Annotated in this window: 21 protein-coding genes; 7 read left to right on the top strand and 14 right to left on the bottom strand. The window is 64.4% G+C overall.

Annotated elements, in window-relative coordinates:
• Nucleotides 1-30: 30 nt before the first annotated feature.
• Genes aas through AC6H0N_RS14660 form a run of 3 tightly spaced genes read left to right on the top strand, consistent with a single transcriptional unit; the run spans nucleotide 31 to nucleotide 5,317 of the window.
• Nucleotides 31-2,187 (top strand): bifunctional acyl-ACP--phospholipid O-acyltransferase/long-chain-fatty-acid--ACP ligase, encoded by a 2,157-nt coding sequence (aas, locus tag AC6H0N_RS14670; protein ID WP_497574869.1) that lies wholly within the window; start codon nucleotides 31-33, stop codon nucleotides 2,185-2,187.
• Nucleotides 2,184-3,443, top strand: a complete 1,260-nt coding sequence (locus AC6H0N_RS14665; protein ID WP_497574868.1) for an amidohydrolase family protein — start codon at nucleotides 2,184-2,186, stop codon at nucleotides 3,441-3,443. The genes aas and AC6H0N_RS14665 overlap by 4 nt, the downstream gene beginning before the upstream one ends.
• Nucleotides 3,440-5,317 carry an MFS transporter gene (locus AC6H0N_RS14660; protein WP_497574867.1) on the top strand — a complete coding sequence of 626 codons (1,878 nt, stop codon included), beginning with the start codon at nucleotides 3,440-3,442 and terminating at the stop codon, nucleotides 5,315-5,317. The genes AC6H0N_RS14665 and AC6H0N_RS14660 overlap by 4 nt, the downstream gene beginning before the upstream one ends.
• 64 nt (nucleotides 5,318-5,381) lie before the next feature.
• Here AC6H0N_RS14660 and AC6H0N_RS14655 read toward each other — a convergent pair whose 3' ends face one another.
• The 3 genes from AC6H0N_RS14655 to AC6H0N_RS14645 all read right to left on the bottom strand — a co-directional run bounded on the left by AC6H0N_RS14655 (nucleotide 5,382) and on the right by AC6H0N_RS14645 (nucleotide 6,852).
• A complete protein-coding gene (locus tag AC6H0N_RS14655) occupies nucleotides 5,382-5,516 on the bottom strand; it encodes an entericidin A/B family lipoprotein (RefSeq protein ID WP_497574866.1) in 135 nt (44 codons plus the stop codon).
• Between the two features lie 497 nt (nucleotides 5,517-6,013).
• A complete protein-coding gene (locus AC6H0N_RS14650; protein ID WP_497574865.1) occupies nucleotides 6,014-6,346 on the bottom strand; it encodes a hypothetical protein in 333 nt (110 codons plus the stop codon).
• 371 nt (nucleotides 6,347-6,717) lie between these two features.
• Nucleotides 6,718-6,852 (bottom strand): entericidin A/B family lipoprotein, encoded by a 135-nt coding sequence (locus AC6H0N_RS14645; protein ID WP_497574864.1) that lies wholly within the window; start codon nucleotides 6,850-6,852, stop codon nucleotides 6,718-6,720.
• A 316-nt stretch (nucleotides 6,853-7,168) separates the two neighbouring features.
• Between AC6H0N_RS14645 and AC6H0N_RS14640 the strand changes: the two genes are divergently transcribed.
• Together AC6H0N_RS14640 and AC6H0N_RS14635 are read left to right on the top strand one after the other, a co-directional pair.
• Nucleotides 7,169-7,738 (top strand): FkbM family methyltransferase, encoded by a 570-nt coding sequence (locus tag AC6H0N_RS14640; RefSeq protein ID WP_497574863.1) that lies wholly within the window; start codon nucleotides 7,169-7,171, stop codon nucleotides 7,736-7,738.
• 373 nt (nucleotides 7,739-8,111) lie between these two features.
• Nucleotides 8,112-8,270 carry a DUF3309 family protein gene (locus AC6H0N_RS14635; protein ID WP_497574862.1) on the top strand — a complete coding sequence of 53 codons (159 nt, stop codon included), beginning with the start codon at nucleotides 8,112-8,114 and terminating at the stop codon, nucleotides 8,268-8,270.
• 59 nt (nucleotides 8,271-8,329) lie between these two features.
• Here AC6H0N_RS14635 and AC6H0N_RS14630 read toward each other — a convergent pair whose 3' ends face one another.
• From AC6H0N_RS14630 to AC6H0N_RS14610, 5 genes are all read right to left on the bottom strand, one after another.
• Entirely contained in the window at nucleotides 8,330-8,713 is a 384-nt protein-coding gene (locus AC6H0N_RS14630; RefSeq protein WP_497574861.1) for a hypothetical protein, read from the bottom strand.
• Nucleotides 8,714-8,850: 137 nt separating this feature from the next.
• Entirely contained in the window at nucleotides 8,851-9,186 is a 336-nt protein-coding gene (locus AC6H0N_RS14625; protein WP_497574860.1) for an antibiotic biosynthesis monooxygenase family protein, read from the bottom strand.
• A 67-nt stretch (nucleotides 9,187-9,253) separates the two neighbouring features.
• On the bottom strand, nucleotides 9,254-9,880 hold the full coding sequence (locus tag AC6H0N_RS14620; RefSeq protein ID WP_497574859.1) for a LutC/YkgG family protein: 627 nt from the start codon (nucleotides 9,878-9,880) through the stop codon (nucleotides 9,254-9,256).
• Complete coding sequence (locus AC6H0N_RS14615) at nucleotides 9,877-11,283, bottom strand: LutB/LldF family L-lactate oxidation iron-sulfur protein (RefSeq protein ID WP_497574858.1); 1,407 nt, start codon at nucleotides 11,281-11,283, stop codon at nucleotides 9,877-9,879. The genes AC6H0N_RS14620 and AC6H0N_RS14615 overlap by 4 nt, the downstream gene beginning before the upstream one ends.
• Nucleotides 11,283-12,071 (bottom strand): (Fe-S)-binding protein, encoded by a 789-nt coding sequence (locus AC6H0N_RS14610; protein ID WP_497574857.1) that lies wholly within the window; start codon nucleotides 12,069-12,071, stop codon nucleotides 11,283-11,285. The genes AC6H0N_RS14615 and AC6H0N_RS14610 overlap by 1 nt, the downstream gene beginning before the upstream one ends.
• A gap of 279 nt (nucleotides 12,072-12,350) precedes the next feature.
• On the opposite strand from AC6H0N_RS14610, the gene AC6H0N_RS14605 reads away from it, so the two are divergent.
• A complete protein-coding gene (locus tag AC6H0N_RS14605) occupies nucleotides 12,351-15,002 on the top strand; it encodes a chemotaxis protein CheW (protein WP_497574856.1) in 2,652 nt (883 codons plus the stop codon).
• Nucleotides 15,003-15,005: 3 nt separating this feature from the next.
• Here the strand turns inward: AC6H0N_RS14605 and AC6H0N_RS14600 are convergent, their stop codons facing one another.
• From AC6H0N_RS14600 to AC6H0N_RS14585, 4 genes are all read right to left on the bottom strand, one after another.
• Entirely contained in the window at nucleotides 15,006-16,634 is a 1,629-nt protein-coding gene (locus AC6H0N_RS14600; protein WP_497574855.1) for a methyl-accepting chemotaxis protein, read from the bottom strand.
• Between the two features lie 75 nt (nucleotides 16,635-16,709).
• Nucleotides 16,710-17,225, bottom strand: a complete 516-nt coding sequence (locus AC6H0N_RS14595) for a thioesterase family protein (protein WP_497574854.1) — start codon at nucleotides 17,223-17,225, stop codon at nucleotides 16,710-16,712.
• Complete coding sequence (locus AC6H0N_RS14590) at nucleotides 17,222-17,866, bottom strand: DUF502 domain-containing protein (protein WP_497574853.1); 645 nt, start codon at nucleotides 17,864-17,866, stop codon at nucleotides 17,222-17,224. Before AC6H0N_RS14590 ends, AC6H0N_RS14595 begins: the two co-directional genes overlap by 4 nt.
• Before the next feature lie 163 nt (nucleotides 17,867-18,029).
• Nucleotides 18,030-19,589: an Nramp family divalent metal transporter gene (locus AC6H0N_RS14585; protein ID WP_497574852.1), complete on the bottom strand. Its 1,560-nt coding sequence runs from the start codon at nucleotides 19,587-19,589 to the stop codon at nucleotides 18,030-18,032.
• A 659-nt stretch (nucleotides 19,590-20,248) separates the two neighbouring features.
• Between AC6H0N_RS14585 and AC6H0N_RS14580 the strand changes: the two genes are divergently transcribed.
• Entirely contained in the window at nucleotides 20,249-21,895 is a 1,647-nt protein-coding gene (locus AC6H0N_RS14580; RefSeq protein WP_497574851.1) for a methyl-accepting chemotaxis protein, read from the top strand.
• Nucleotides 21,896-21,965: 70 nt separating this feature from the next.
• Here AC6H0N_RS14580 and AC6H0N_RS14575 read toward each other — a convergent pair whose 3' ends face one another.
• Together AC6H0N_RS14575 and AC6H0N_RS14570 are read right to left on the bottom strand one after the other, a co-directional pair.
• Nucleotides 21,966-25,184, bottom strand: a complete 3,219-nt coding sequence (locus AC6H0N_RS14575) for a two-component system response regulator (protein ID WP_497574850.1) — start codon at nucleotides 25,182-25,184, stop codon at nucleotides 21,966-21,968.
• Nucleotides 25,185-25,189: 5 nt separating this feature from the next.
• Nucleotides 25,190-25,594: a response regulator gene (locus AC6H0N_RS14570; RefSeq protein WP_497574849.1), complete on the bottom strand. Its 405-nt coding sequence runs from the start codon at nucleotides 25,592-25,594 to the stop codon at nucleotides 25,190-25,192.
• Between the last annotated feature and the right edge of the window lie 2 nt (nucleotides 25,595-25,596).

Below are 25,596 nucleotides of genomic sequence, written 5' to 3'. Positions count from 1 at the left end.
ACACCCGATCACCTTTCCGTGAGGTTTCTGATGCTGCGTTCCCTGATCCGCTCCGTGCTGCGCGTAGTCGCACGGCTGGTGTTCCGTGTGCGTGTTGCCGGCCGCATGCCGGTCGTGCCTTCGCGCCTGCTGGTCGTCGCAAACCACGAGTCCTTTCTCGACGGACTGCTGCTGGGCCTGTTCCTGCCGCTCGATCCGGTGTTCGTGGTGCATACCGGTGTCACCAAGAGCCGCTGGTTTCGACTGGTGTTGATGCTGGTCGACTACCTTTCGGTCGACCCCACCAGCCCGATGGCCATGAAGAAGGTCGTGCGCCTGATCGAATCCGGTCGCCCGGTGGTGATCTTCCCGGAAGGGCGCATCACTACCACCGGCAGCCTGATGAAAACCTATGATGGCCCGGCTTTCGTTGCTGCACGCACGGGCGCCACGGTGCTGCCGGTGCGCATCGACGGCGCCGCGCGCACCTGGTTCTCGCGCATGGGCGGGCGCTTTCCGCGCCATCTGTTCCCGCGCATCGGGCTGCACATCCAGCCTGTCACGCATATCGACATGCCCGAGGCCCCGACGTCGCGCGAGCGCCGTCGCAAGGCAGGGGAGGCCATGCGACGCCTCATGCAGGAGATGATCTTTGCCACCCGCCCCGAGCAGACGCTGTTCGAGGCCTTGCTCGATGCCGCCTCCATCCACGGCCGCTCGCGCCGTCTGGTCGAGGATCTCAAGCAGGAGGAATATTCCTACCGCGATCTGCTCAAGATGTCGCTCGCGCTCGGCCGTCTGGTGGCCCGCCAGACCACTCCGGGCGAAAACGTCGGCGTGCTGCTGCCTAATCTCGCTCCCACGCTGGGGCTGGTGTTCGGCCTCAGCGCGCAGCAGCGCGTGCCGGCCATGCTCAACTACACCGCCGGCACCGACGGCATGCAGGCGGCCTGCACCGCCGCGCAGGTGCGCACCATCCTCACCTCGCGCGCCTTCGTCGAGCAGGCGCGGCTGGCTGACAAACTGGCGGGACTGCAGGGCGTGCGCCTGCTCTACCTCGAAGACCTGCGCGCCGCCATGACGCTGGCCGACAAGCTGTGGCTGATGTTGTGGGCGCTGCCCTTCCCGAAACTCGCCACCCACATCGGCTCGGCTGAAGATCCGGCCGTGGTGCTGTTCACCTCCGGCTCCGAGGGCAAGCCCAAGGGCGTCGTGCTGTCGCACCGCGCGTTGCTCGCCAACATCGCGCAGATCCGTTCGGTGGTCGATTTCTCGGTCGAGGACAAGATCCTCAACGCGCTGCCGCTGTTTCACTCTTTCGGTCTGACTGCGGGGGGCCTGCTGCCCGTGCTGGCCGGTACCCATGTCTTTCTGTATCCGAGCCCGCTGCACTACCGAGTGATTCCCGAGCTGGCCTACGACCGCGGCTGCACCGTGCTGCTGGGTACCTCGACCTTCCTCGCCAACTACGCCAAACACGCTCACCCGTATGACTTCTACCGCCTGCGCTATGTCATCGCCGGTGCCGAAAAGCTCGCCGAGCCGGTGCGCGAGCTGTGGTTCGACAAGTTCGGCCTGCGCATCTTCGAAGGCTATGGCGCCACCGAAACTGCGCCGGTGATCGCAGTGAACACGCCCATGGCCTACCGCCGCGGCACGGTCGGGCAGGTGCTGCCGGGCCTGCATGCGCGGCTCGTGCCGGTGCCGGGAATCGACGACAAGGGCGGCCGCCAGGGCATGCTGCATGTCAGCGGGCCAAACCTCATGAGCGGCTACCTCAAGTTCGACCGGCCCGGCGTCATCCAGCCGCCGGCGTCCGAGCTGGGCGAGGGCTGGTACGAAACCGGTGACATTGTCGAACTCGATGACGACGGCTTCGTGCGCATTGCGGGACGCGTCAAACGCTTCGCCAAGATCGCTGGCGAGATGGTCAGCCTGGAAGTGGTCGAAAAGCTCGCCGCCGTCGCGGCGCCTGCCGCGCAGCACGCCGCCACGGCCGTGAGCGATGCGACCAAGGGCGAGGCGTTGGTGTTGTTCACGACCGACGCCAGCCTCAACCGCGACACACTGCTCGCCGCCGCCAAGACCCAGGGCGTGGCCGAACTCGCCGTACCGCGCCGCATCGAGGTCGTCGAGGCCTTGCCGCTGCTTGGCACCGGCAAGCTCGACTATGTCACGCTCAAGCAGATGGCTGAGGTGGCGGCATGAGCGCGCCGGCATCTCCCCTGCGTCGCCGGCTGCTGCGCGCCGCCCTTGGTGCCGGTGCGCTGGCCGGGGCAGGCGTTACCGTTGGCGTGCTGGCGAAGCCCCATCTGATCAACCCGTGCCTGGCTGGCCTGCCGCCCGAACTCATCGACCATCCATTGCTGACCGATGTGTGGGACGGCATCGACCCCGCCATGGTGTGGGACTGTCACGCCCATCTGGCCGGCACGGGTGATTCCGGCCGCGGCATCGAGATGTCGCCAAAGATGCTCAGCCCGCTCAACCCGATGTTGTTCGTGCAGCGCCTGTTCTACATGAATGCAGGCTGCGCGCACGACGCGCCGGGGCGGGTAGACGAGAGCTACGTCGAGCGCCTGCACAACCTCATGGAAGGCATGCCGCAGGGCTTCCGCATGATGTTGTACGCCTTCGACCGCGTGCATGACGCCGATGGCACGCCGCGCCCGGACCTGTCGGCTTTCCATGTGCCCGACGCCTACGCACGCGAAGTGGCGCAGGCCGAGCCGCAGTGGTTCGAGTGGGTGTGCTCGGTGCACCCGGCGCGACGTGATGCGCTTGCCGCGCTGGAGGCCGCTGCGGCCGGTGGAGCACGCGCGGTGAAGTGGTTGCCGCCCGCGATGGGCATCGATCCAGGGGCGCCTGAATGCGACGACTTCTACCGCACGCTGGCGCGGCTCGACATGCCTTTGATCACGCACGTCGGTGAGGAAAAGGCCGTGGCCGGCATCGCACGGCCGGAGTGGGGCAACCCGCTGCGCCTGCGCCGCGCGCTTGATCTGGGTGTGCGGGTGGTGATGGCGCATTGCGCCAGCCATGGCGAGGACGTCGATACCGACAGGGGGCCGAATGGCCCGCGCGTGCCGAGCTTCGAGTTGTTTGCCCGCATGATGGGTGAAGCGCGCTACGGCGAACTGCTGTTCGGCGACATCTCCGCCACCGTGCAGCGCAACCGCCACATCGACACCGTGCGGGCGCTGATCGAGCGGGAGGAATGGCACCCGCGATTGCTGTTCGGCACGGATTACCCCTTGCCCGGGGTGGTGCCGCTGATCTCTCCGTCAGCATTCGCGCGTGCCGGCATGCTCAACGCCGCCGCCGTGTCGGTGCTCGAATCGGTGCGCGAGCACAATCCGGTGCTGTTCACCTTTGCGCTCAAGCGCCTGCTCGTCAGCAACGGCCGCCGTTTTGCGCCGGCGGTGTTCGAAACACGCCGCTTCTTTGACCGGAGCCCAGCATGAGTTCCCAGTTCAAGCTGCTGCGCGAGCGGCGCTTCCTGCCGTTCTTCGTGACCCAGTTTCTGGGTGCCTTCAATGACAACTTCTACAAGAACGCGCTGGTGGTGCTGGTTACCTTCCAGGCCGCGACACTGAGCGCGCTGTCGGCCGGCGTGCTGGTGAACCTCGCGGCGGGTGTGTTCATCCTTCCGTTCTTTCTGTTCTCGGCCACCGCCGGGCAGTTTGCCGACAAGCTCGAGAAGAGTCGGCTGATCCGGCTTACCAAGCTGCTCGAAGTGGTGATCATGCTGCTTGCGGCGCTGGCCTTCGCCTTCAGTTCGCTGCCGCTGATGCTTGGTGTGCTGTTCCTGATGGGCACGCAATCGGCGCTGTTTGGGCCGGTCAAGTACGCCATCCTGCCGCAGCATCTGCGCGAGGACGAACTGGTCGGCGGCAACGCGCTGGTCGAGGCCGGTACCTTCATCTCGATCCTGATCGGCACAATTGCCGGCGGGCTGCTGATCGCGGTGCCGGGCGGCGCGCTGTGGGTGTCGCTTGGCGTGATCGCCATCGCGCTGGCGGGATATGCCGCCAGCCGGGGTATCCCTGCGGCTCCGGCTGCTGATCCGGGGCTGAAGATCGACTGGAACCCGGTGCGCCAGACTTGGCGCATGATCCGCTTCACGCGCGGCAACCGCGCGGTGTTCCTGTCCATCCTCGGCGTGTCGTGGTTCTGGTTCTACGGGGCGATGTTCTTGTCGCAGTTTCCGGCCTTTGCCTCCGAGCATCTCGGGGGCGACGCCATGGCGGTGACGCTGCTGCTGGCGGTGTTTTCGGTCGGCATCGGAGTTGGCTCGCTGGCCTGCGAGAAAATGTCGGCCGGCAAGGTCGAGATCGGGCTGGTGCCCTTCGGCGCCATCGGTCTCACGCTGTTCGCGCTCGATCTGTGGTGGGCCAGCCCGACGCTCGGCAGCGTGGGCGTCGGCCTGCCAATTGGTGAGGTGCTGGCGTCCGCCACCACCTGGCGAGTGCTGTTCGATCTGGTCATGATCGGGGTGTTCGGCGGCTTCTTCATCGTGCCGCTGTATGCGCTGATCCAGATCCGCTCCGAAGCCTCGCACCGCTCACGCATCATCGCCGGCAACAACATCCTCAACGCGCTGTTCATGGTGGTGGCCGCCGGACTCGGCGCCGGCTTGCTCGCAGCGGGGCTGAGCGTACCGCAACTGTTTCTGGTCACCGCGCTGCTCAACGCCGTCGTAGCGGTTTACATCTTCACGCTGGTGCCGGAATTCCTGCTGCGTTTCATCGTGTGGATGCTGGTGCACAGCGTCTATCGCCTGCATGGCAGGGGGCTGGAGAATGTGCCCGAGCGCGGCGCGGCGGTGCTGGTGGCGAACCACGTCAGCTTTGTCGATGCGCTGATCATCATGGCCGCATGCCGCCGCCCGATCCGCTTCGTGATGTACCACCGCTATTTCCGCTGGCCGGTGCTGTCCTTCGTGTTCCGCGTCGGTCGCGCCATTCCCATCGCCTCGGCGAAGGAAGACCCGGCACTGCTGGAGCGTGCGTATGACGAGATCGCCCGCGCGCTCGAAGCCGGCGAACTGGTCGGCATTTTCCCCGAGGGGCACATCACCGAAACCGGCGAATTGCAGCGCTTCCGCAGCGGCATCGCACGCATCGTCGAGCGCACGCCGGTGCCGGTGGTGCCGATGGCTTTGCGGGGTATGTGGGGTAGCTTCTTCAGCCGAAAACACGGGCCGGCGATGACCAAGCCGTTTTGCAGAAGGCCGTCGTCGCGGGTGGAACTGGTGGTGGGGTCGCCGTTGCCGGCGGAGGTCGCCACGCCCGAGGTGTTGCAGGCGCTTGTTGCTGAACTCAGAGGGGAGTTATAGGGCGTGGCGAGGAGGGGAAGGGCCGGCCACAAGCAGTGCAGCCGGCCCGTGTCTTGCAGATCGACTAGCGGGCAGCGTCCTGAATCTTTTCGCCGCCGCGCTCGATGTCCTTGCCGGCACCTTCCATGGTGTTGCAGCCACCAATCACAAAGGCTGCTGCCAGCAGGGTCAGAGTAAGTTTCCAGGCCATGTTCTTCATGCTTTCTCCTTTCGGGTTGAATGGTCCCGTCTGTCTGAAGCTTTGGGAAGAATCAGCAGGGCCGCAGCGCTAGCCGGGTTCCCGCTGCTGGCGCCGCTCCTGGAGCAACACCAGACGGGCAGACTATAGGAAGGTATTCATGATCTGACTACCCCCATGGGCCGTATCAGCCCTCACCGAGACTGCAGGATCCCAGTATCGGCAATGGATTTCAGGAAGGTCATCAAAATGTTCGGGGATGTAAGAACGCCGCTTGCGCCACGTCTGCCCTATCTCAGCGACTGTGCGAGCCTGAATACTGGGGGTACAGCTCCCGACCGCCATCCACGCCCGTGACAATCGTGCCGGCCTTGCTGCGGCCGGACTACCCGCAGCGACTGAGACAAAGACTGAGCCGGCCCGGGCTGCTTGCCGGGGCCGGCTCGAAAATGCGTGCGAAGTACGCCGCATGGGGATCAGGCTTTCGCAATTCTCCAAGCAGCCTCGGGCTGCGCGAATCAACGCAGGTTGATGACAATCGGCGGTACGCGGAACACCACTGCCGGTTCGTAGTAGTGACGCGGCGCATAACGGGGCGCCGGGGTGTAGTAATGGTGCTGATACACCACGTTGTGCGACGGGCGGTAGTAGTGCTTCTTCACGTGATGATGCGACTTGCCACGCTGGTAGTGATGACGATCCTTGCGGTCGTGATCGTAGTGTCGGTGCTCCTTGCGCGAATGGTCGTGGCGACGGTCGTCGCGATCAGCCATGGCCGGCAGGGAAGCAGCGAACAGCGTGCCGCCCAGCAGCAGCGGCAGGACAAGCTGATGAAGTTTGATGGCTTTCATGGGGACCTCCTCTCATTGGTCCGCACGGCGGGATGTCGTGCAACCACGATGCAAGACTAGAGAGCGGCAAGTATCCGGGCTGTAATGCCTCGCTACGGGATGTTGCCAATGTATCCGGGGTTTGTCGGCGCGGCCGGTAGATCAAGGCGTCGCCGGGGTTGTCTGGCGCGGTTCGGTCAGCTGCGCCCGTCGTCAAGCCGGAGGACGGCCGGGTTGGGCGTTATGGGCCGGAAGGAAGGGTGCCGTTGCCGGCGGAGGTCGCCACGCCCGACGTATTGCGGGCGCTTGTATTGAACCGAGAGGGGCGTCGGGCGTGGCGAAGAGGGAAGGGTCAGCAGCGCTGCTGCTGACCCTTATCGAGCAGAGTGCAATCAGCGAGCTTCTTTCTGAATCTTCTCGCCGCCGCGTTCGATGTCCTTGCCGGCGCCTTCCATGGTGTTGCAGCCACCAATCACAAAGGCTGCTGCCAGCAGGGTCAGAGTAAGTTTCCAGGTCATGTTCTTCATGCTTTCTCCTTTCGGGTTGAATGGTCCCGCTTGTCTGAAGCGTTGGGAAGAATCAGCAGGGCCACAGCGCGAGCCGGGCTCCCGCTGCCGGTGCCGCTCCTGGAGCGATGCCGGACGAGCAGACTATAGGAAGCGGTTTATGCTCTGACCACCCCCGAAAACCACGTCTGCTTGCACCGACACTGCAGAATCCCAATGTTCGCAAGGGCTTTCAGGAAGGTCGTCAAAGTGTTCGGGGATGTAATCACGGACGTATGCCATGCCCTTTCTCGTGGCGGTCGGCGTAATGACCATGACGTGATGAACGGCTTCTCTCTTGCTGAGTTTCGACCCAGATTTCTGTCCGAATATCGTCGTGTTCAATCATGGCCTGTCCGACAAGGAAGAGACCCTGCTGCTGTCCGAAGACATCGTGAACTATGGCGGGTCTTCGGCCGTGTTGCAGGTCGGTAGCGGTTCGCAGGTCAGCATTGAAGTCAAAACCTTGGACGGCGTTGCACAAAAAATGTGTGACGTGCGCTTGATCAAGATCGATGTAGAGGGAATGGAGCTCAATGTTCTCAAGGGCGCTGTTGCGACGATCCGATCAAATCAGCCGGTCATTGCCTTTGAGCAGCATGAAAGTGAATTCGTGGAGGGCGGCGAGACCGCGTCAATCGACTTCCTGAGGAGCCTCGGCTATGAGATGTGCGTTATCGAAACCGACCGCGACAGGCAGACCTGGCTTTCGCGAAGGCTCAGAAACGTATCCGAATTGCTTTTCGGCCGAAAGGACGTTCGAAGTATCGTGATGACGTCCGAAGTCGCCCGCGGAACGTACGACATGATCATTGCCTTGCCGCCGAAGTACGCCGTCAGGTTGAGTGCAGAGCACTCACTCGGCTGACCTTGCGGCGTAGCCTGCGATGCTCCAGACAGCCTCCGGGATAGGATTTTCGGCCAGCGGTGTGTGACTACGGAAGCCCAGCCCTATTGTTTCGCCAGATTTGAACAGCACAGCCTGTGCCAGACGCCGCCTGCACAGCAGTCGTCCGCGTATTTGCAGCTCCGCCCTTTGGTCGGGCCGCCAGCGCTGACATATCTGCATACGTCATTGGCGCGCCGGCGCACAGACTTCCGGTTTTGCATGTGTCATGGTGGGGCCGCACCATCAAGCTCTGATGGCCGTCTCCCGACGCCGCAGCAATGGGCGGCAACGACGGCTTTCGGAGACGCTCGCGGACCCCGGCCCGCGAAGATGTCCTCTCTGGAGACCCGCCATGTCCATAAGCACAATTCTTCTGATCATCCTGATACTGCTCCTCCTCGGCGCCCTTCCGGCCTGGCCGCACAGCCGCGGTTGGGGTTACGGCCCCAGCGGCGGCCTCGGCCTGGTCGTGGTCGTGCTTCTCGTGCTGTTGTTGCTTGGCAAGCTATAGAGGCGAGTTGGCAGTGAGTCAGATGCTGCGCCCAGCACCGGTGGCCCGGGCTGGGTGCGCTAGCGCGTCACACCGCGCTGGCGTTTGATGAACAGGATGATGGCCGCCGGGAAGTGGACCACGCCGAACGCGCCAATAAAGCCGAGCACGCTCTGGATGCCGGCATATTCCGCCGCCGACAGCAGTCCCAACCCCGTGCCGGCTGCCATCAACGTCAGTCGCAGGAATATCTGGTTCCATTCGCCCCGCGTGTGGAAGGGAATGCGGTATTGCGCGTAGGCAGTGACCGCGACTGCGACTGCTGCAAATACGCCAAGTACGACGGTTTCCATATAAGCCCCCTCGTTGCTGTGGGCGTCGGCCGCCGAGCCAAGGGCGGGCCGACTCTTCACGATGGAAGGGTCGGCGCCGCGATTGTTCCCGCGTGCTGTTTGCTGTTTCATTTTCAGTCGCCCGCCGCGGCGGAATCTCAGCCGATCGAGGTGTGTTGAACCGACTTCGTTTGTGGGAAGCCCAGCGGCGGATGCGGTGCGCTTATCCGCCCCACGCAACTGCGTGCAGCAACGCGGCGGCGGTGCGCTCAGCGCGCGGGAAACTGCCGCCCGTTGAGCGGATGGGTAATGGCGTCATCGCCGTAGGTGGCGACAACCTGTGCGACTACTACCCGGTAGCCGTTGAGCCATTGGGCCTGAAGGCGCTTGGCTTCGAGGTGTTTGGGATGTTGCATCAGGGCCTGCAGGGCTTCCATGGATTCCCAGTAATACACATTCGAGACGAGACCCGTTTCGCGGTTCTCCCACGCTTCTTCGCCGAGATAGCCCGGGGTGGATCGGGCGACTTCGGCAATCGCCTGATCCAGTGTGTGGAAGTCGGCGTCGAAGTTGCCGGGGGCAAAAGTGAAGGTCGATGTGTACATGCGGATTGGAAAGGGCCGCCGAATGCACACGGCGGCCCTCAGCCTTGATGAGGTGGGGTGCCGGCCGTCAGCCGACGAGGATGACGTGCACGCGCCGTGGCCCATGCGCGCCGAGCTGAATGGTCTGCTCGACGTCTGCCGTGCGTGACGGCCCGGACACGATATTGGTGGCGCGCGGCATGCCGCGTTCGCGCAGCAGCGTCCAGGCGTCCTCGAAGTGCTCGACGATCTGGCTGCGTTCGAGCACGACGATGTGGTCGTCGGGCACGAAGTTGTGGGTGGTCGGGTTGTCCGGGCCGGACGCGAAGATCAGGCTGCCGGATTCGGCCACGGCCACGAAGCAGGTGGTCACCGACAGGGCTTCTTCGATGCCGGCAGCTTCGTGATGCACCTTCCAGCCGCGCGGCCATTTGAGTTCGCGCAGGGCGCCGCCGACGGCAGCTTTCTTCTTGATGTCGTGGGTGGCGCGGTAGGCCTCGATGGCGGCGACGATCCCTTCGCGGCTGTCGATGCGCATCACGGTGCCGGCGCGACTTTCGAACTTGCGCACGAAGCGCTCGACCGGGTCTTCATCCTGCGCAGGGCGAGTGTGGCTGGGGACGCGGGCGTCGAGTGCGGCGCGGCTGGCGGCACTCAGCGTGCTGCGGTTGAGCGCGTTGCGGATCGAGCCGAGGATGGACTGACGAGCGTTCATTTTTGCCCCCTGCGGGCTTTCCACTGATCGATGAAGGTTTTGCCCGATGGGGCTGGCAGATCGCGCGAGTCGGTCCATCCGCCGGCCAGCGGCAGGCTGTGGATGCGACTGTGCTTGCCGGCCAGTGCCAGCAGCCGCGTGGCGATGCGTTCGCCGAAGCGGTACAGGCCGGGCCGCGTGGCGGCGAAACGCCACAGCTTCAGCGCATGGCGCTGCATGGGCGGTGAGATCTTGCGCTCGTGCTGCATGTGGCGCAGCTCGCGCAGCAGCTCGGGCAGCGGAATCTTGACCGGGCAGACCGAGCCGCAGCGGCCGTTGAGCGTGCACGCGTTGGGCAGGTCGTAGCTGTTGTCGAGGCCCTTGATGAGCGGCGTGAGCACCGAGCCCATCGGGCCGGGGTACACCCAGCCATAGGCGTGGCCGCCGACCGAGCCGTATACCGGGCAGTGGTTCATGCAGGCGCCGCAGCGGATGCAGCGCAGCATCTCGCGGAACTTGCCGGCCAGCATCTTGGAGCGGCCGTTGTCCACCAGTACCACGTGGTATTCCTCGGGGCCGTCGATGTCATCACTACGGCGCGGGCCGGTGGACAGCGTGGTGTAGCTTTCGGTCTCCTGGCCGGTGGCGCTGCGCGCCAGCAGGCGCAGCAATAGCGTGGCGTCGTCAAGCGTGGGGACGACCTTCTCGATGCCGGTGGTGACGATGTGCACCTTGCCCAGCGTTTGCGTGAGATCGCCGTTGCCCTCATTAGTGACGATCAGCGACGAGCCGGTTTCGGCAATGATGAAATTGCCACCGGTGATGCCGATGTCGGCCTGGAAGAACTTGCTGCGCAGCACCTCGCGCGCCTCGTTGACGAGGTCGGGCACGGTGGTCTTGGGCGGAAGCTGGTGCGATGCGGCGAACAGCTCGGTGATCTGCTTTTTGGTCTTGTGCACGGCCGGCGCAATGATGTGTGACGGCGGCTCGCCGGCGAGCTGGATGATGTATTCGCCCAGGTCGGTCTCGACCACTTCCATGCCGTTGTCGATCAGGGCGTCGTTGAGCCCGATCTCTTCCGACACCATCGACTTGCCCTTGCACACCGTCTTGGCTTCGCGACGCTTGCAGATGTCGAGGATGATGCGGCGCGCTTCGGCCGCGTCACGCGCCCAGTGCACATGGCCGCCTGCGGCGGTGACCGCGGCCTCGTACTTTTCGAGGTAGTGGTCGAGGTTTTCGAGAATGTGGTTCTTGAGGTTCTTGGCCTCTTCGCGCAGCTGCTCGAACTCGGGCAGCTCGGCGGCGCGCGCTGCGCGGGTGCCGATGAAACCGTCGCGTGCGCGGTTCATCGCCTGCTGCAGATTGGCATCGTGGATGGCGAAGACGGCGCGTTTGGAGAATTCGCGGGAACGGATTTCCATCAGTCGATCTCCTTCCCGTCGCCGGCGATGCCGGTGCCGTTGGCCACGCCGGCCAGCACCTCGACGGTATGGAAAACGCGCATCGGTGCGTTGATGCGGCGCAGGCGGCCGGCGATGTTCATCAGACAGCCCAGGTCGCCGCCGATCAACACTTCGGCGCCGGTGTCGAGGGCGTTGCGGATCTTGTCGTCGACCATCTTGGTCGAGATCTCCGGGTACTTCACACAGAAGGTGCCGCCGAAACCGCAGCACACCTCGGTGTCGGCCATCTCGCGCAGCGCCAGGCCCTCGACCTTGGCGAGCAGTGCGCGCGGCTGGCCCTTGATGCCCAGGCTGCGCATGCCCGAACAGGAGTCGTGGTAGGTGGCGCTGTGCGGAAAGCGCACGCCGTCGGGTATCGACGCACCGAGCACGTCGTGCAGGAAGGACATGAGCTCGAAGCTCTTGGCTGCGAGGCGCTCGGCGCGAGCCTTCCACGCGGGATCGTCTTCGAACAGCACCGGGTAGTCGTGGCGGATGGTCGCCATGCACGAGCCGGACGGGCCAACCACGTAGTCGTACTGCTCGAAGGTGGTGATGACCTGTTGCGCCAGGGCGCGCGCGGCGTCGAAATCGCCGCTGTTGTAGCCGGGCTGGCCGCAACAGGTCTGTGTGTCAGGCACTTCGACCATACAGCCGGCCTCTTCCAGCAGCTTGGTCGAGGCAAAGCCGATGCTGGGGCGGAAGACATTCATCAGACAGGTAGCGAACAGCCCTACGCGCGGGCGCGGAGCAGAGGGGGCGGACATGGAGAGTCTCCGGTGATGCGGTTTGCGTGACGGCCAGTTTAGCAAGGCGCGTGAATCGGGGAATCCGTGATATTCCGCACCTGAGGCGAAGGCGGTCGGTATGCGCCGAAATGGTGCATGGCAGTTCTTCCAATGCACGCAAACCGGTCGCGCAGCAGCGCTGAAAGCCGCATTCAGGCTGGTTTTGGTAGGCATGGCACTTGCTGAACGTTTGCTTACAACGACGGACACCGTGGTTCGTCGGCGCACCGGGCGACGCCGCCCGCAGGGAGCATCATCATGAAAAGACGCCAGTCTGAGCGTTCCGTGGCCGACCTGGCCTACCTCACCCGCTTCATGAGCGGCCTGCACGAAGATCAGCGCAAACTGCGCGAAATCCAGAGCGTGTACGACAACCTCACGCTGCTCGGCCAATTGCTGTGCGCTGGTACCGACATCACCGGCATGCGCTCCGATTTCAACGACCTGGCAGCCGAGCTGCTCGACCAGCTCGCGCGCGAACTGCGCAAGAAGGCCGTGCGCAGCCTCGGCTCGGACGCGCGTGTGGCCATCGATATCCTGGTGCGCAACCTGTTCGAGCGCACCGCCGACATCGGCTTTCTGGCCACCGACGAAGACGTCTGCGCCTTTGCCGAAGACGTCGGGCGCGACGCCCATGTGGCACGCGACCGCAGCCGCGTCGCGGCGCTGGTCGAGCGCTTTGACGAGTACGTGAAGAAGTACTCCGTCTATCACAACATCATCCTGCTCTCGCCCGACGGCAAGGTGCTGGCACAACTCGACCGCGACAATCCGGTCGGTGCGTCTTCCGATCGTTTGATCCGCGAGGCGCTGAGCACCTCCGAGCCCTACGTCGAGGTGTTCCGCAAGACCGACCTGCTGCCCGACGAGGACTCGCCGCTGATCTACGCCTACCGCGTGATGTCGGCGGACGGCTCGCGGCCGGTCGGCGTGCTGTGTCTGTGCTTCCGCTTCCACGACGAATGCGCGCGCATCTTCGACGGTCTGCTGGCCGAGGACGACTGGACCGTCATCACGCTGCTCGACCGTGACGGTCGGGTGATCTCCAGCAGCGACCCGTACCAGTTTCCGGTCGGTGCGCAGCTTGAATGCTGCGACGGCGACGAGGCGCGCATCGTGCGCTTTGCCGGGCGCGAGTATCTGGCCACCACGCGTGAGTCGCAGGGTTATCAGGGCTACATGGGGCCGGGTTGGGTGGGCCATGCGCTGGCGCCGCTCAACCACGCTTTCGAGATGGCCGTGGCGCACGAGCTTGAAGCCGTGCCGGCCAAGCTGCGCCAGGGCGTGCTCGAAACCACCACGCTGTTCTCGCAGGCGCTGCGTGACATTCCTCTGCGCGCCACGCGCATCCAGCACGAACTCAACCGCGCGGTGTGGAACGGCACGCTGTGGCTCACCCGCGACGCGCATGCGCTCAACGGCTCGTTCGCCAAGGTGCTGCTGTGGGAGATCGGCAGCACCGGCGTGCGCACGCGCAACGTGTTCAGCGAATCGACCACCAACCTGTATGAAACGGTTGTGTCGTCAGTGCTCTACGACTGCGCGTCGCAGGCTTCGCTGGCCATGGACATCATGGATCGCAACCTGTACGAGCGCGCCAATGACTGCCGCTGGTGGGCGCTGACCAGCGCCTTCCGCGAATCGCTGGCAGCCGGGCGTGCCTTCGAGCCGGCCGAGCGCGAGCGCCTGACCGGCATCCTCAAGACCATCAACGGCTTGTACACGGTGTATTCCAACCTGCTGGTGTTCGACGCTCAGGCGCGCATCGTCTCGGTATCCAACCCGGCCTATGCCGACATGGTGGGCGAGACCCTGCACGCCGACTGGGTGCGCGAGACGCTGGCGCTGCCGGATACCCAGAGCTACTGCGTGTCGGACTTCGTGCCGTCGGCGCTGTACGGCGGGCAATCAACCTATGTGTATTCGGCCGCGATCCGCGCGCCGGATGCGGAGGCGCAGGCCGTGGGTGGCATTGCCATCGTGTTCGATTCCACGCCGCAGTTCATTGCCATGCTGCGCGACGCGCTGCCGCGCACCGAGGACGGGCACATCGTCGACGGCGCCATCGCGGTGTTTGCCGAGCGCGACGGGCGCATTGTCGCCAGCACCGACGAGGTGCTGCCGATCGGTTCCAAGCTCGATATCGGGCGTGCCTTCTTCGACCTCCCTGCGGGCGAGGCCTGCGCCAACGTGGTGTCGCATCAGGGGCGCTACTACGCGGTGGGTTCGCGCACGTCGGCCGGCTATCGCGAGTACAAGAGCGCCGAGGATGCGTATCGCAATGACGTTGTCGCGCTGGTGCTGGTGCCGCTGTCCGACCGCGTGGTGTCGGCCGGCAGCCTGGAAAGTGATCGCAGCGCAACGGGGCAGTACATGACGCGCCCGGCCGGCGCTGAAGATGCGCTGGAAATCGCCACCTTCTACATCGGCAGCAGCTGGTACGGCGTGCGCGCCGCACATGTGATCGAGGCGGCGGATCGTTGCAACATCACGCCCGTGCCGGGCATGCCGCCGTGGGTGCGTGGCTGCACCATGTATCAGGGGCGGCCGATAAGCGTGTTCGACCTCACGCCGCTGCTGCCGGGCAAGCCAGGGCTGAAGGGCAAAGGGCAACTGGTGGTGCTGGGCATGCCGGAACAGGATCTGCGTTTCGGCATTCTGGTGGACGAACTGGGGGATATTCCGGAAATTCCGGTCGGGCGCATCGACCCGGTGCCGGCCATGCTTGGCCAATCCGGCGCGTCGATGACCGAGAGCCTGGTGCGCCCCGACCCGGCTGCGCCGGGGCGGGACATCCTGGTGGTGCTGTCGCTCGAAGCCATCATGCGGCGGCTGGCCACCGCCACGGCTTCGCCGCGCGGCAACGGCGACGTGTCCATCCTGCCGCCGCTGCCGTTGGAAGCGGCGTAGAACTCAGACGCGGAAGCGCTGCACCACGCCGATCATGCGATCGGCGGTAGCGTCCAGCTCTTCCGCGCTGGCGGCCGAGGCTTCCATGGTGCTGTTGGTTTCCTCGGCTTGCTGGGCGATTTCCTCGATGCGGCGGGCCACTTCGGCCGAGGCCATGGACTGCTCGCGCAGCGCGGAATCGAGTTCCGACACGATCACGGCGACTTCCTGCGAAATGCCCTGGAGTTTGCCGATGATGTCGCTGGCCTGACCGGCCTCTTCGCTGCTGGCCTGCACGGCAGACACGCCGCGCTCGATGCCGGCCACCGCTTCACGCGTGGAGCCCTGCACTTCGGACACCATGGCGGCGATTTCCTGCGTGGACTGCGCGGTGCGCTCGGACAGCTTGCGCACCTCGTCGGCCACCACGGCAAAGCCACGACCCGCTTCGCCAGCACGTGCGGCTTCGATGGCGGCGTTGAGCGCCAGCAGGTTGGTCTGTTCGGCGATATCGCGGATCACCGCGACGATGCGCGAGATCTTCTCGGACTGCGCTTCGAGGCTGGCGATCTGGCGAGCAGCCTGGCCGACGACGTTATCCACCTGCTTCATGTTGGCCACGAGTCGGCCCATGGTCTCGCGCCCGTCGCGCGCCTGACGGTCGGAGTCGGCCGCCAGCTCGCTGGCGTCGCCAGTGCGTTCGGCGACATGCGAGATCGACACCGTCAGTTCTTCGACGTTGGCGGCAATCGCCGCTGCCGCACCGCTTTGCGCCGACGTGCTGGCCTGCACTTCGGACGCGCTGCGCTTGAGCTCACGCGCCGAGGTGGCAACCTGGTTGGCGGAATCGCGGGTCAGCGAGATGGCCTGACGCAGCGATTTCTGCATGGCCGCGACAGCGTGGATCAGCGCGCCGATCTCGTCGTCGCTGCCGGACGGCAGCGGGGCTTGCAGGTCGCCGTTGGCGATGTGCTCGACGGCTTCAACGGTCTCGCGCAGGCGCCCACCAAGGCGCGAAGCCATGATCAGGGTCAGCACGATGGTCATCAGCACTGCAAGCGCTGCGGCGCCGACACCCCAGGTGAGGGTGCTGACGACTTCGGCTTCGGCGCGCGCTGCGGCAGCATCCGCGTCTTTCTTGTTGAAGGCCACCAGTCCGTCGATGGCGTCGCGCACGCCGTTGGCTTCCTGCACCCACACCGTGCGGCGCAGGTTCTGTGCGCCGTCCATGTCGCCAGCGCGCATGCGCTCACGGGCCTGACCGACGGCTGCGTGATAGGCCTTGGCGCGGGCAACGGCATTGTCGAGCATGGTCTGCTCTTCCGGATCCGATACATGCGAGCGGTACTCGGCGAAGGCCTTGACCAGCTGGTCGTTGAGCGATTCGAGCGAGGCCTCGATCTTGGCTGCGTTTTCGGGCGGATCGGGCAGCAGGTACTCGAGACTGCGTACGCGATAGCGCAGGCGCAGCTGACTGAGCTCGGAGGCGGCCTCGATGCCTGGCAGCGAGTGTTCGGCAATGGCGCGCGTCTCGTCGCTGATGCGCTGTACCTGGAACAGCGTGAAGGCGATGGCAATCGCCAGTACGCCGCCGGTCAGGCCTGCGAACCAGAACAGCTTGGCGCGCATGCCGAGGTTGTCGAATGCATTCATGTCAGTGCTCTCTGAGGTGGCGGTGGAGTCGCCGGTTACTGAGTATCGGCCTGAACGGCGCAGGCTTTAGTGGCTTTAGCGGCGGATTCCCACGCGTCGGCCGACGTATTCGTCCGCAGGCAGGTCGGCGTGTGCCGTGGTCAGACGTTCCAGGCGCGTGGTGATTTCGGCGGGGAAGGGCGTGGAGCGGCGTGCGCTCAGGTCGATGTGCATGCTGATCGACTCGTTGGTGGCAGCCAGCCAGCCTTGCTCGCCGTGCACCATGCGGTGCACCAGGTGGATGCGCTTGTGGTCGTGGTCGACGAGCCGCGTGAGCACCTTGTAGGGCGCATGCGGCAGCAGTTCGCGCTGGTAGGTGAGATGCATCTCGAGCGCGAAGGTCGAGCACTGCGTGCGCGCGATGTAATCGGCGTTCTTGCCCAGCAGGGCGTGAAAGCGATCGGTCGCGCGGTCGAAGATCAGCAGGTAGTAGGCCACGTTCATGTGGCCGTTGTGATCGAGCCACTCGTCGAGCACCTGCCCCTGCGCGGTGAGCAGCGCTTGGGGTGGGAAGTCGTCGAGCGGGGTGATGTCGGCGGCGTGGTCGGTCACTGTTCTGCTTTGGCTGGGGGCGCAACCGCCGGGACGGGCGGCTTCTTGCGCGGGCCGATGCCGGTTACGCCGGCGGTGAGGATGAAGCGCATGGCCTCGTCCATGGTGATATCGAGTGCGCGCACGTTGTCGCGCGGCACCACCACCGTGTAGCCGCCGATCATGTAGCTCATCGGCAGGTACACCAGCACGCTGTCTTCGGCTTCGCCGAAGTTCTTGGGCATGCGGCTGCGGTCGGTCTGCGTGACCAGGCCGACCACTTCCAGGCCGTTCTCCGGCAGTTTTACGGCGACGACCTGACGGAAGTCCTTCTTGCGCATCGGCGAGAAGTATTCGAAGAAGTCGCGGATGGTCGGGTACACGCTGCGAATGATCGGCAGGCGCAGGAACAGTGCCTCGCTCCACGCGAACAGGCGCTGCATGACGTAGGTGTGCATCAGCATGCCGACCACAAAGCACAGCGCGAGCCCGACGGCCACGCCGAGGCCGGGGCGGTAGATGCCTGCGGGCAGCAGCACCTGCAGTTGTTCGCCGAGCAGTTGCTCGGTCGAGGTGGTCAGCCAGTACAGCAGGTAGACGGTCAGCGTGATCGGCAGGAGCGTGATCAGGCCGGTCAGGATGTTCTTGGTGATGACGCCCATTGGGGTCCTCTTCGGAGTCGGGGCCGCGCGTGCGGAACTGCTTACGATTGTGCAACAAATAGCCGCCTTTTCGCGGCCTTGCACGGGTGTCTGCGAAACAAAAAAGCCCCGGAGCAAGCTCCGGGGCCGAATCACGCTGCAGGGCACGAGGCCCGCGGCGGAATTACTTCAGGAACTTGCCGAGCTGCGAGTAGATCGCCAGGCCGGTGGCCAGCGTGAACAGCACCAGCGTGATCCACGAGACGGCACGAACGAGCGCGCTCGGGTAGTAGACCTTGTCGGTCTTCTTGATCACGTTCAGGCAGAACGAATACACGTAATAGAAGATCACCGGCGAGAACAGCAGCGTCATCGCCGAGGCGATCAGCACCAGCATGACCGGACGCTCGAAGCCGTAGATGATGGCCGACGAACCAACCAGCGAGTACATCATGGTCATGCGCCAGATGTTGTACTCGGAGGCCAGCGACTTCTTGGCTTCCGGGCTCGGGTCTTCGATGCCGGACAGGTCCGCGGTCTTGCGGAACAGGTTACGGCAGCAAGCACCGACGACACGCGGCCAGCCGTCGAAGTAGTTGATGGCGGTCGAGTAGCAAGCAGCGAAGGCACCGATGATGAAGACGTACATCATGCCGGGGCCGATGGACTCGGTGAACATGCGTGCCAGCGTGCCCATGACGGCGGCACCCTTGACGTCGGCCGGGTACAGGTACATCGCGGCCAGCATCATGAAGATCGAGGCAATGGCGAACGACACCCAGTGACCGACGGCGAAGTCGATGTTGCCGATCTTGAACCAGCGACGGCAGTACTCCTGCGCGTGCGGCGACAGGCGGTCCATGTGCACCGTCAGGTCTTCCTTGCGCGGGTTGAACGAGTCGAACTTGCCGGCAACACCGTTCTCTTCAAGCGTCTTGCGCAGCATCGGCAGGCCGGCTTTCTTGGCCTTGCCCCACTCGGACGACTGCAGCGCGACGTCCATACCGGTCGGCAGCAGGCCCAGGAAGGCGGCCAGGAACAGCAGCGAGCCCGGCGGCATGTAGCCGAATTCCGGATGCGGTGCGATGAAGAACTTGTAGACCTCAAGGCTCGGCGGGTTCCAGAAGAACACCACCAGCGTGGTCACGACCAGCGCGATGACGAGGAACTTGGTCGCCGTTTCAAGCGCCTTGTACTGGCCCGACAGCACCAGCGCGCAGCTCGAAAGGCCGACAAAGATGCCGTATTGCCACAGGGCGAAGCCCCAGCCCAGGTGCTCGGTGAACAGGAAGTACATCACCGCGGCTGCAGCCACGACACGCGAGGCTTGACCGATCGCACACTGCGCGATGGTGATGAACAGCACGTACCAGATGGCCCATTTGCCCTTGGTGGTGCACATGGCGTCCATCACCGACTTGCCGGTGGCGTTGGTGAAGCGGAACGACATCTGGAAGCCGTAGTACTTGATGATGAAGGCCAGCAGCACCGACCACATCAGCGCATAGCTGAAGGTGGCGCCGGCAACCGGTGCGGTCACCAGGTGACTGGTGCCGATGCCGGTCATCATCAACAGCATGCCGGGACCGAAGTGCTTGAACATGCTCAGAGGGGACATATCCGGCAGTTCGAGTTTCTCGACTTCCGGAATGTGGACGGCTTTGCCGCCGGATTGGCCGGGTGCGGCACTGCCGCCCTGGACGACACCCGCGTCGAGGGTGCCCGTTTGGTTGCTCGATGACATTGGATGACTCTCCTTGCGTCAATGCGACGACCGGTCGCCCGGCCGGGCATTGAATCTGGCGGCCGCATAGGCGCGCCGTTGGTTAACTCTTCCGCGTGCTTCCCGCGTGACGTGACGCGGGAAATCATTTTTTATGTGTTGTTTGGCCCCGGACTCTGGCCGCAAAAGCCGCGTGCCCCGCGCGATTGCGGGTAAGTGGCGGTTGCGGTCGAGGACAGTAGCCGAGCCGGGAGGCCCCGGTTCGCTGTCGCCTCCCGGCGATGTGCAGGCGGGTTCGCCGTCTGCAAGCGGATGCGTGGTCGCCGGGTAGGCGGCACGAATCATCTTTTGCTGGGTGACAGGAGCGAGGCGCCCTGTTCACCGGCGTACCTTGGGCTGTTGTAAGGAACCCGTAAGGCTTAGTGGGCCGAATTGAAACATAAAAGTTCCTTCTGTGTGTATGAAAGTCTTTGTTTACAAAGGAGTGGTTATCCGCCCATAAGCCATGTTTATAAACAATCGACGTTGCGCTGTGCACGAATCCTCAGCACTGAAGCGGGACCGGGCCTTAATTCTGGTTAAAGTTCCTGACATGTCTGCCGTAAGCGATGTTCACGAAGCGTCTGCCCGGCCACATCCGTGAACGAACCGCCGCTTGCAACAACGATTGGGAGAGGATCATGAACGTCGTAAACAACGCTCCGGTGCGCGTAAAGCTGTTGGTGCCGCTTGCGCTGATCACCTTGATGCTGATTGCGATCAGCGTGATTGGTGTGACGCGCCTGGCAACGCTCAACGATCGCGTCGATGCGCTGTCGCAGCGCTACTTGCTGGCGCAGGACAACCTGCTGAACTCGGATCGCGACCTGCAACAGGCGCTGGTGGCAGAACGCAGCATCCTGTCAGTCGAGGCTGACTCGGACTTCTTCGCCAACTTCGAGAAGGACTACGTCGAGAACATTGCCCAGACCGACGAAGGAGTCGCGAAATACGCTGAGCTGATGGCCGACGCCGAGGCCGCTGCGGCCCTGGCCGAGTTCAAGCAGCTGGCGGCAGTCTGGAAAGACACCTCGCAAGGCGTCATCGATACCATGCGCACGGGCACGCAGGCGGACGCCATCGCTGCCATGGCAATGTCGGTATACAAAGGCGAACCCGAGTTCAACGCCATGCGCGAAGTGCTCAACCGGGAGCAGGAGCGCCTTGAGGCACGAATGGGCAAATACCGTGAAGAGGCAGCCACTTCCTATGCAGCGGCGCGCGCCATGCTGATTGGCGTCTCGTTGGCGGGCATCGCCCTGTGTGTGGTGGTCGGTGTGTTCCTGCCCGGCACCATTGCCAATCCCCTGCGCGAAGTCAGCAGCACGCTGTCGGAACTGGCCAGTGGCAACGGCGACCTCACCAAGCGTCTGCCCGACGGGCGTCAGGACGAGATCGGTGAGTTGGCGCGCTACTTCAACCACTTCATGGACAACCTGCAAAAGCTGATCCGGCAGGTGTCGGAGTGCTCCGACCAGGTGTCGTCGGCCTCCACAGAGCTGTCCGCCACGGCCGCTGGCGTAGCCAGCAGCTCGCAGGCGCAAAGCGAGTCGGCTGCTTCCACGGCCGCCGCGGTGGAAGAGATCACGGTGTCGATCTCCTCGGTCGCGCAGGGTGCCGAGGAAGTGCTGGTCCTTTCCCGCGAGAGCATGAAGCTGACGTCGAACAGCAACCGCGGACTCAACGAGCTGCTGACCGAGGTCAATCGCGTCGAGAGCGCGGTCAAGGAAATCGCCAGCTCGGTGGACGAATTCGTGCGCAGCAGCCAGGCCATTACCAGCATGACCAAGCAGGTCAAGGACATGGCCGACCAGACCAACCTGCTCGCGCTCAACGCCGCCATCGAGGCCGCCCGCGCCGGCGAACATGGTCGCGGCTTTGCGGTGGTGGCCGACGAAGTGCGCAAGCTGGCCGAAAAATCCGGCGCCGCGGCGAGCGAGATCGACGTGGTCACGCGCACGCTGGGCGAGCAATCCGAGGGTGTCGAGAAGAGCATCGAACTCGGTCTGAACTCGCTCGCGACCAGTCAGGAACGCGTTGCCCAGGTCGTGGCCTTGCTGGCCGAAGCCACCAGTTCGGTCGAGCGCGCCTCCGACGGTGTCGGCGAGATCACCTCGTCGGTGAAGGAGCAGACCGCGGCCAGCAACGACATCGCGCGCAACGTCGAGAGCATTGCGCAGATGGCCGAGCAGAACAACGAAGCGGTGCGGGAGACTTCCGAGGCCGCGCACCACCTCGAAAACCTCGCGGCTACGCTGCGTACGCTGGTCGGCCGCTTCCGCGTCTGACCGCTGCTCGAAGGTGACAGGCCCGGTATGCGCCGCGTTGCGGGCGCATACCGGGCCTTTTCTTTTGGGGTCAGCCGGGGCGTTCGGTGTCGGCCAGCAGGCGGGTGAAGTCCTCGGCCGGTATCGGTCGGCTGAAGTGGAAGCCCTGCATTTCGTCACAGCCATGCAGGCGCAAGGTGTCCGCCTGCGCTGCGGTTTCAACGCCTTCGGCGATGACGGTGAGGCCGAGGCTGTGTCCCAGCGAAATCACCATTAGCGGAATAGCCGTGCCGTTTGCGCTGGTGATGTCTTCGATGAAGGAGCGGTCGATCTTGATGCTGCCGATCGGGAAGCGCTTCAGGTAGGTCAGGTTGGAGTATCCGGTGCCGAAGTCGTCGAGCGAGACGCCGACGCCCAGCTTTGCCAGCGCATCGAGAATGTGGATCGTGCGCTCCGGGTCTTCCATCATCGCGCTTTCGGTGACCTCCACCTCCAGGGCCTGCGGCCTGATGTCGTACTGTGCGAGCGATTCGGCGAGCGTTCGGTGCAAGGTCCCGTCGGTGAATTGTCGGGCCGAGACGTTGACCGCAATGCGGATGTCGGTGTGTCCCAGTGCGCGCCAGGCGCCAAGCTGGCGGCAAGCCGTGCGAATGACCCAGTCGCCGATCGGCACGATCAGCCCGGTTTCTTCGGCCAGCGGAATGAAGGCGTCCGGGGGGACCAGCCCGCGGTCCGGACAGCGCCAGCGGACCAGCGCTTCTGCGCCGGTGATACGCCCGCTGCGCAGATCTACCTTGGGCTGGTAGTGGAGTTCCAGCTCGTCCTGCTCAAGCGCCCGGCGCAGGCCGTTTTCAAGCTCGATGCGCTCGACTACCTGAGTGTTGAGCTCAGGTGCGTAGAACTGAAAACTGCCGCGCTGCAGCTCTTTTGCGCGGTACATCGCCAGGTCGGCGTTCTTCAACAATTGCTCGACACTCCCGCCATCGCGCGGATAGAGGGTGATGCCGAGACTGGCGGTGACGCGCAATTCGTGCCCGGACAATTTGATCAGTTGCGACAGTGCGTCGAGGATATTGCGGGCAAGCATGACTGCATCGTGCTCCGACGAAATCGACGGCGCGACGATGACGAACTCGTCGCCGCCAAGCCGCGCCACGGTGTCGTCGCAGCGCACGGTGCGGCGCAGTCGCAGCGCCATTTCCTGCAGCAGCTGGTCGCCGTCGGCGTGCCCGAGGCCGTCGTTGACGCGCTTGAAGCGGTCGAGGTCGAGCATCAATACGGCCACATTCGAATGCGTGCGCTCGGCGTGCAGCAGGGCCTGCCCGATGCGGTCGCCGAGCAGGTTGCGGTTGGCCAGGCCCGTCAGTGCGTCGTGGTTGGCATGGCGTTCGAGTTCGGCTTCGTAGGATTTGCTTTCGGTGCAGTCGTTGAACACCGAAATGTAGTGGGTGACCCGCCCAACGGCGTCGCGGACCGAAGACAGCGCAATGTCACTCCAGAACATTGATCCGTCCTTGCGGTAGTTGCGCAGCGTGACCCGCGCCTCATGACCGAGCCGGATCGCGTCGCGCAGTCGGCCGATGCCGGGCTGGTCGACGTCCTCGCCGAGCAGCAAGCGCAGGTTGCGACCGAGGACCTCGCTCGCCGAATAGCCGGACATCTTCTCGAAACCGGCATTGGCATAAATCACGGGGTGGTCGTTTGCCGGATCGCTGCGGCTGATCACGATCGCGTTGATGCTCGATTCGATGGCCCGTTCGCGCAGACGCAGGGTTTCTTCGGCCTGTCTGTGCAGCTCGCGCGTGCGCAGGGATTCCACGCCATAGGCGATGTCGTCGGCCAGTTCCAACAGTAGGTCGATGTCTTCGCTGTCGAAGGCGCCGGGCTCTTCGCTGGCGAGGCACAGCACGCCGATCTTGTGCCTGCCGGCCAGCAGCGGGATCGCGGCAGTGTGCCGGCCTGAGCCGTCGACAGCGCTCGGGTCGGCCTGGGCGCGCAGCAGTTTCGGCAGTCGCGCGTGCATCGCCTGCAGGGCCAGGCGGTCGGCCGGCGCCTCGGAGTCGGTGCGGCAGAGCCGGCCGATGGTTTCAGGCTGCCCTGCGCAGGCGACGATCTCGACGTCGTGGCTGCCGGGCCGGGTCAGCGCCGTCCACGCCTGCAGATAGTGACCATGCTCGACGATGAGACGACACATCTCCTGCAGCAGGCGGACTTCTTCGGAGGCGCGCACCAGAGTCCGGTTGCACTCGGCCATGACGCGCCGCGCACGCAAGACGCGGCGCAATTGTTGTTCGATCTGCATGCGGCTGTGCACTTCCACGCCGAGGTCGGCGGCGCGCGCTTCGAGCCGGTTGTTCAGGTCGCGGTTTTCGTAGATATGCGCAGCCTGGCTGGCCAGCGCATTGACCACCCATTCGTCGTCGTGTGTGAATTCCTGTGCGCCGATCTTGTTCAGCAGGCACACCCAGCCGAACACCGACAGTGCGGACGCAATCGGCGCGACCATGCAGGATTCGATCGGGGGGAAGTCCGCGGGCAGTTCGATGCCCTCGTGCACACCGTCCTGGCCGCGGCTGCGCATCGAGCGCCGCTGTGTCATCACCTGAGTAAAGGCCTGGCCGGTGAGTGTGCGCGATTCCGTATGGTCGGCCGTGGACGGCGCAAACCCTGCCCGCCACTGATTGCGATTGCGGTCACCATGGGGCTCGATGCAGACGATGGCATAGCCTGCACCAAGCAGTTCGCGCACGCCGCGGCAGGTGCTGTCCATGGCCGTTGCCACGTCGCGTTCCGCTGCGAGTTTGAGGTTCAGTTCGGTCAGTGCCGCCAGGCGCTGGTTGGCACGTTCGAGTTCGGCGGCCTTGGCGGCAAGCTTGTCGGTCAGCACGCGCTGGTGGGTGACGTCAAAGGAGCCGTTGCTGGTCTCTGACGGTGCCGGCGCGGTCTGCTCCAGCTCTGCGTCAATGGCGGCAATGACGTCGGTCGGCACGCAGGGCTTGGTGATGATGCGCTGGACGCCGAGCTTGCGTGCCAGTTCGCGCGCCTCGCGCTCGTGGTAATTCGCGGTGTAGAAAATCACCCGGGTATTTGCGATCTCCGGTTCGGCCCGCAATTGGTGCACGAACTGATAGCCGTCCATGGTCGGCATCAGGATGTCGCACACGATCAGGTCCGGCCGTTCGGCGCGCGCCAGCGTCAATGCCTCGGCGCCGTCGCCGGCTTGCAGGGCCTCGTGTCCGTCGTAGCCGACCAGGGTCACGATCAGCTCGCGGTTGGCGGCGTTGTCATCGACGATCAGGATCTTTGCCATGGGACTCAGTGCTCGGGCGTTGCGTTGTTTGCCGGTCGGCGCGGTGTGCGCAGATACGTTTCGACTTCGTCGACGAAGGTTTCGGGGGTGATCGGCTTGGAAACGTAGCCGTCGAAACCCGCCTGCATGACCCGGCGACGGTCGTCGGGCATGGACGAGGCGGTGACGGCGATGACCGGGATATCTCGCAGTTCTGGCTGCGCGCGCAGCCCCCGAAGGAACTCGAAGCCGTTCATGACCGGCATCTCGAGATCGCAGATCACCAGATCGGGGCGTTGTCGGGCGACAGCGGACAGCCCTTCCTCGCCGTTCGCGGCGGTGGACACCGCGTGGTCACGCGACTGCAGCAGATACACGACGAGTTCCATGTTGACCGGGTTGTCTTCGACGACCAGGAAATGTGCGCTCATCT

It is taken from the genome of Pseudazoarcus sp. NS34 (genome assembly GCF_059703725.1).
This window is presented reverse-complemented; position numbering and strand designations above follow the sequence as displayed.

Bases quoted from the DNA above. Each gene is read 5' to 3' on its own strand.
- AC6H0N_RS14665 (WP_497574868.1), top strand. From the start codon at position 2,184: ATGAGCGCGCCGGCATCTCCCCTGCGTCGCCGGCTGCTGCGCGCCGCC.
- AC6H0N_RS14580 (WP_497574851.1), top strand. From the start codon at position 20,249: ATGAACGTCGTAAACAACGCTCCGGTGCGCGTAAAGCTGTTGGTGCCG.
- AC6H0N_RS14660 (WP_497574867.1), top strand. From the start codon at position 3,440: ATGAGTTCCCAGTTCAAGCTGCTGCGCGAGCGGCGCTTCCTGCCGTTC.
- AC6H0N_RS14615 (WP_497574858.1), bottom strand. From the start codon at position 11,283: ATGGAAATCCGTTCCCGCGAATTCTCCAAACGCGCCGTCTTCGCCATC.
- AC6H0N_RS14655 (WP_497574866.1), bottom strand. From the start codon at position 5,516: ATGAAGAACATGGCCTGGAAACTTACTCTGACCCTGCTGGCAGCAGCC.
- AC6H0N_RS14650 (WP_497574865.1), bottom strand. From the start codon at position 6,346: ATGAAAGCCATCAAACTTCATCAGCTTGTCCTGCCGCTGCTGCTGGGC.
- AC6H0N_RS14590 (WP_497574853.1), bottom strand. From the start codon at position 17,866: ATGGGCGTCATCACCAAGAACATCCTGACCGGCCTGATCACGCTCCTG.
- AC6H0N_RS14645 (WP_497574864.1), bottom strand. From the start codon at position 6,852: ATGAAGAACATGACCTGGAAACTTACTCTGACCCTGCTGGCAGCAGCC.
- AC6H0N_RS14605 (WP_497574856.1), top strand. From the start codon at position 12,351: ATGAAAAGACGCCAGTCTGAGCGTTCCGTGGCCGACCTGGCCTACCTC.
- AC6H0N_RS14585 (WP_497574852.1), bottom strand. From the start codon at position 19,589: ATGTCATCGAGCAACCAAACGGGCACCCTCGACGCGGGTGTCGTCCAG.
- AC6H0N_RS14575 (WP_497574850.1), bottom strand. From the start codon at position 25,184: ATGGCAAAGATCCTGATCGTCGATGACAACGCCGCCAACCGCGAGCTG.
- AC6H0N_RS14630 (WP_497574861.1), bottom strand. From the start codon at position 8,713: ATGAAACAGCAAACAGCACGCGGGAACAATCGCGGCGCCGACCCTTCC.
- AC6H0N_RS14610 (WP_497574857.1), bottom strand. From the start codon at position 12,071: ATGTCCGCCCCCTCTGCTCCGCGCCCGCGCGTAGGGCTGTTCGCTACC.
- AC6H0N_RS14600 (WP_497574855.1), bottom strand. From the start codon at position 16,634: ATGAATGCATTCGACAACCTCGGCATGCGCGCCAAGCTGTTCTGGTTC.
- AC6H0N_RS14625 (WP_497574860.1), bottom strand. From the start codon at position 9,186: ATGTACACATCGACCTTCACTTTTGCCCCCGGCAACTTCGACGCCGAC.
- AC6H0N_RS14570 (WP_497574849.1), bottom strand. From the start codon at position 25,594: ATGAGCGCACATTTCCTGGTCGTCGAAGACAACCCGGTCAACATGGAA.
- aas (WP_497574869.1), top strand. From the start codon at position 31: ATGCTGCGTTCCCTGATCCGCTCCGTGCTGCGCGTAGTCGCACGGCTG.
- AC6H0N_RS14635 (WP_497574862.1), top strand. From the start codon at position 8,112: ATGTCCATAAGCACAATTCTTCTGATCATCCTGATACTGCTCCTCCTC.
- AC6H0N_RS14620 (WP_497574859.1), bottom strand. From the start codon at position 9,880: ATGAACGCTCGTCAGTCCATCCTCGGCTCGATCCGCAACGCGCTCAAC.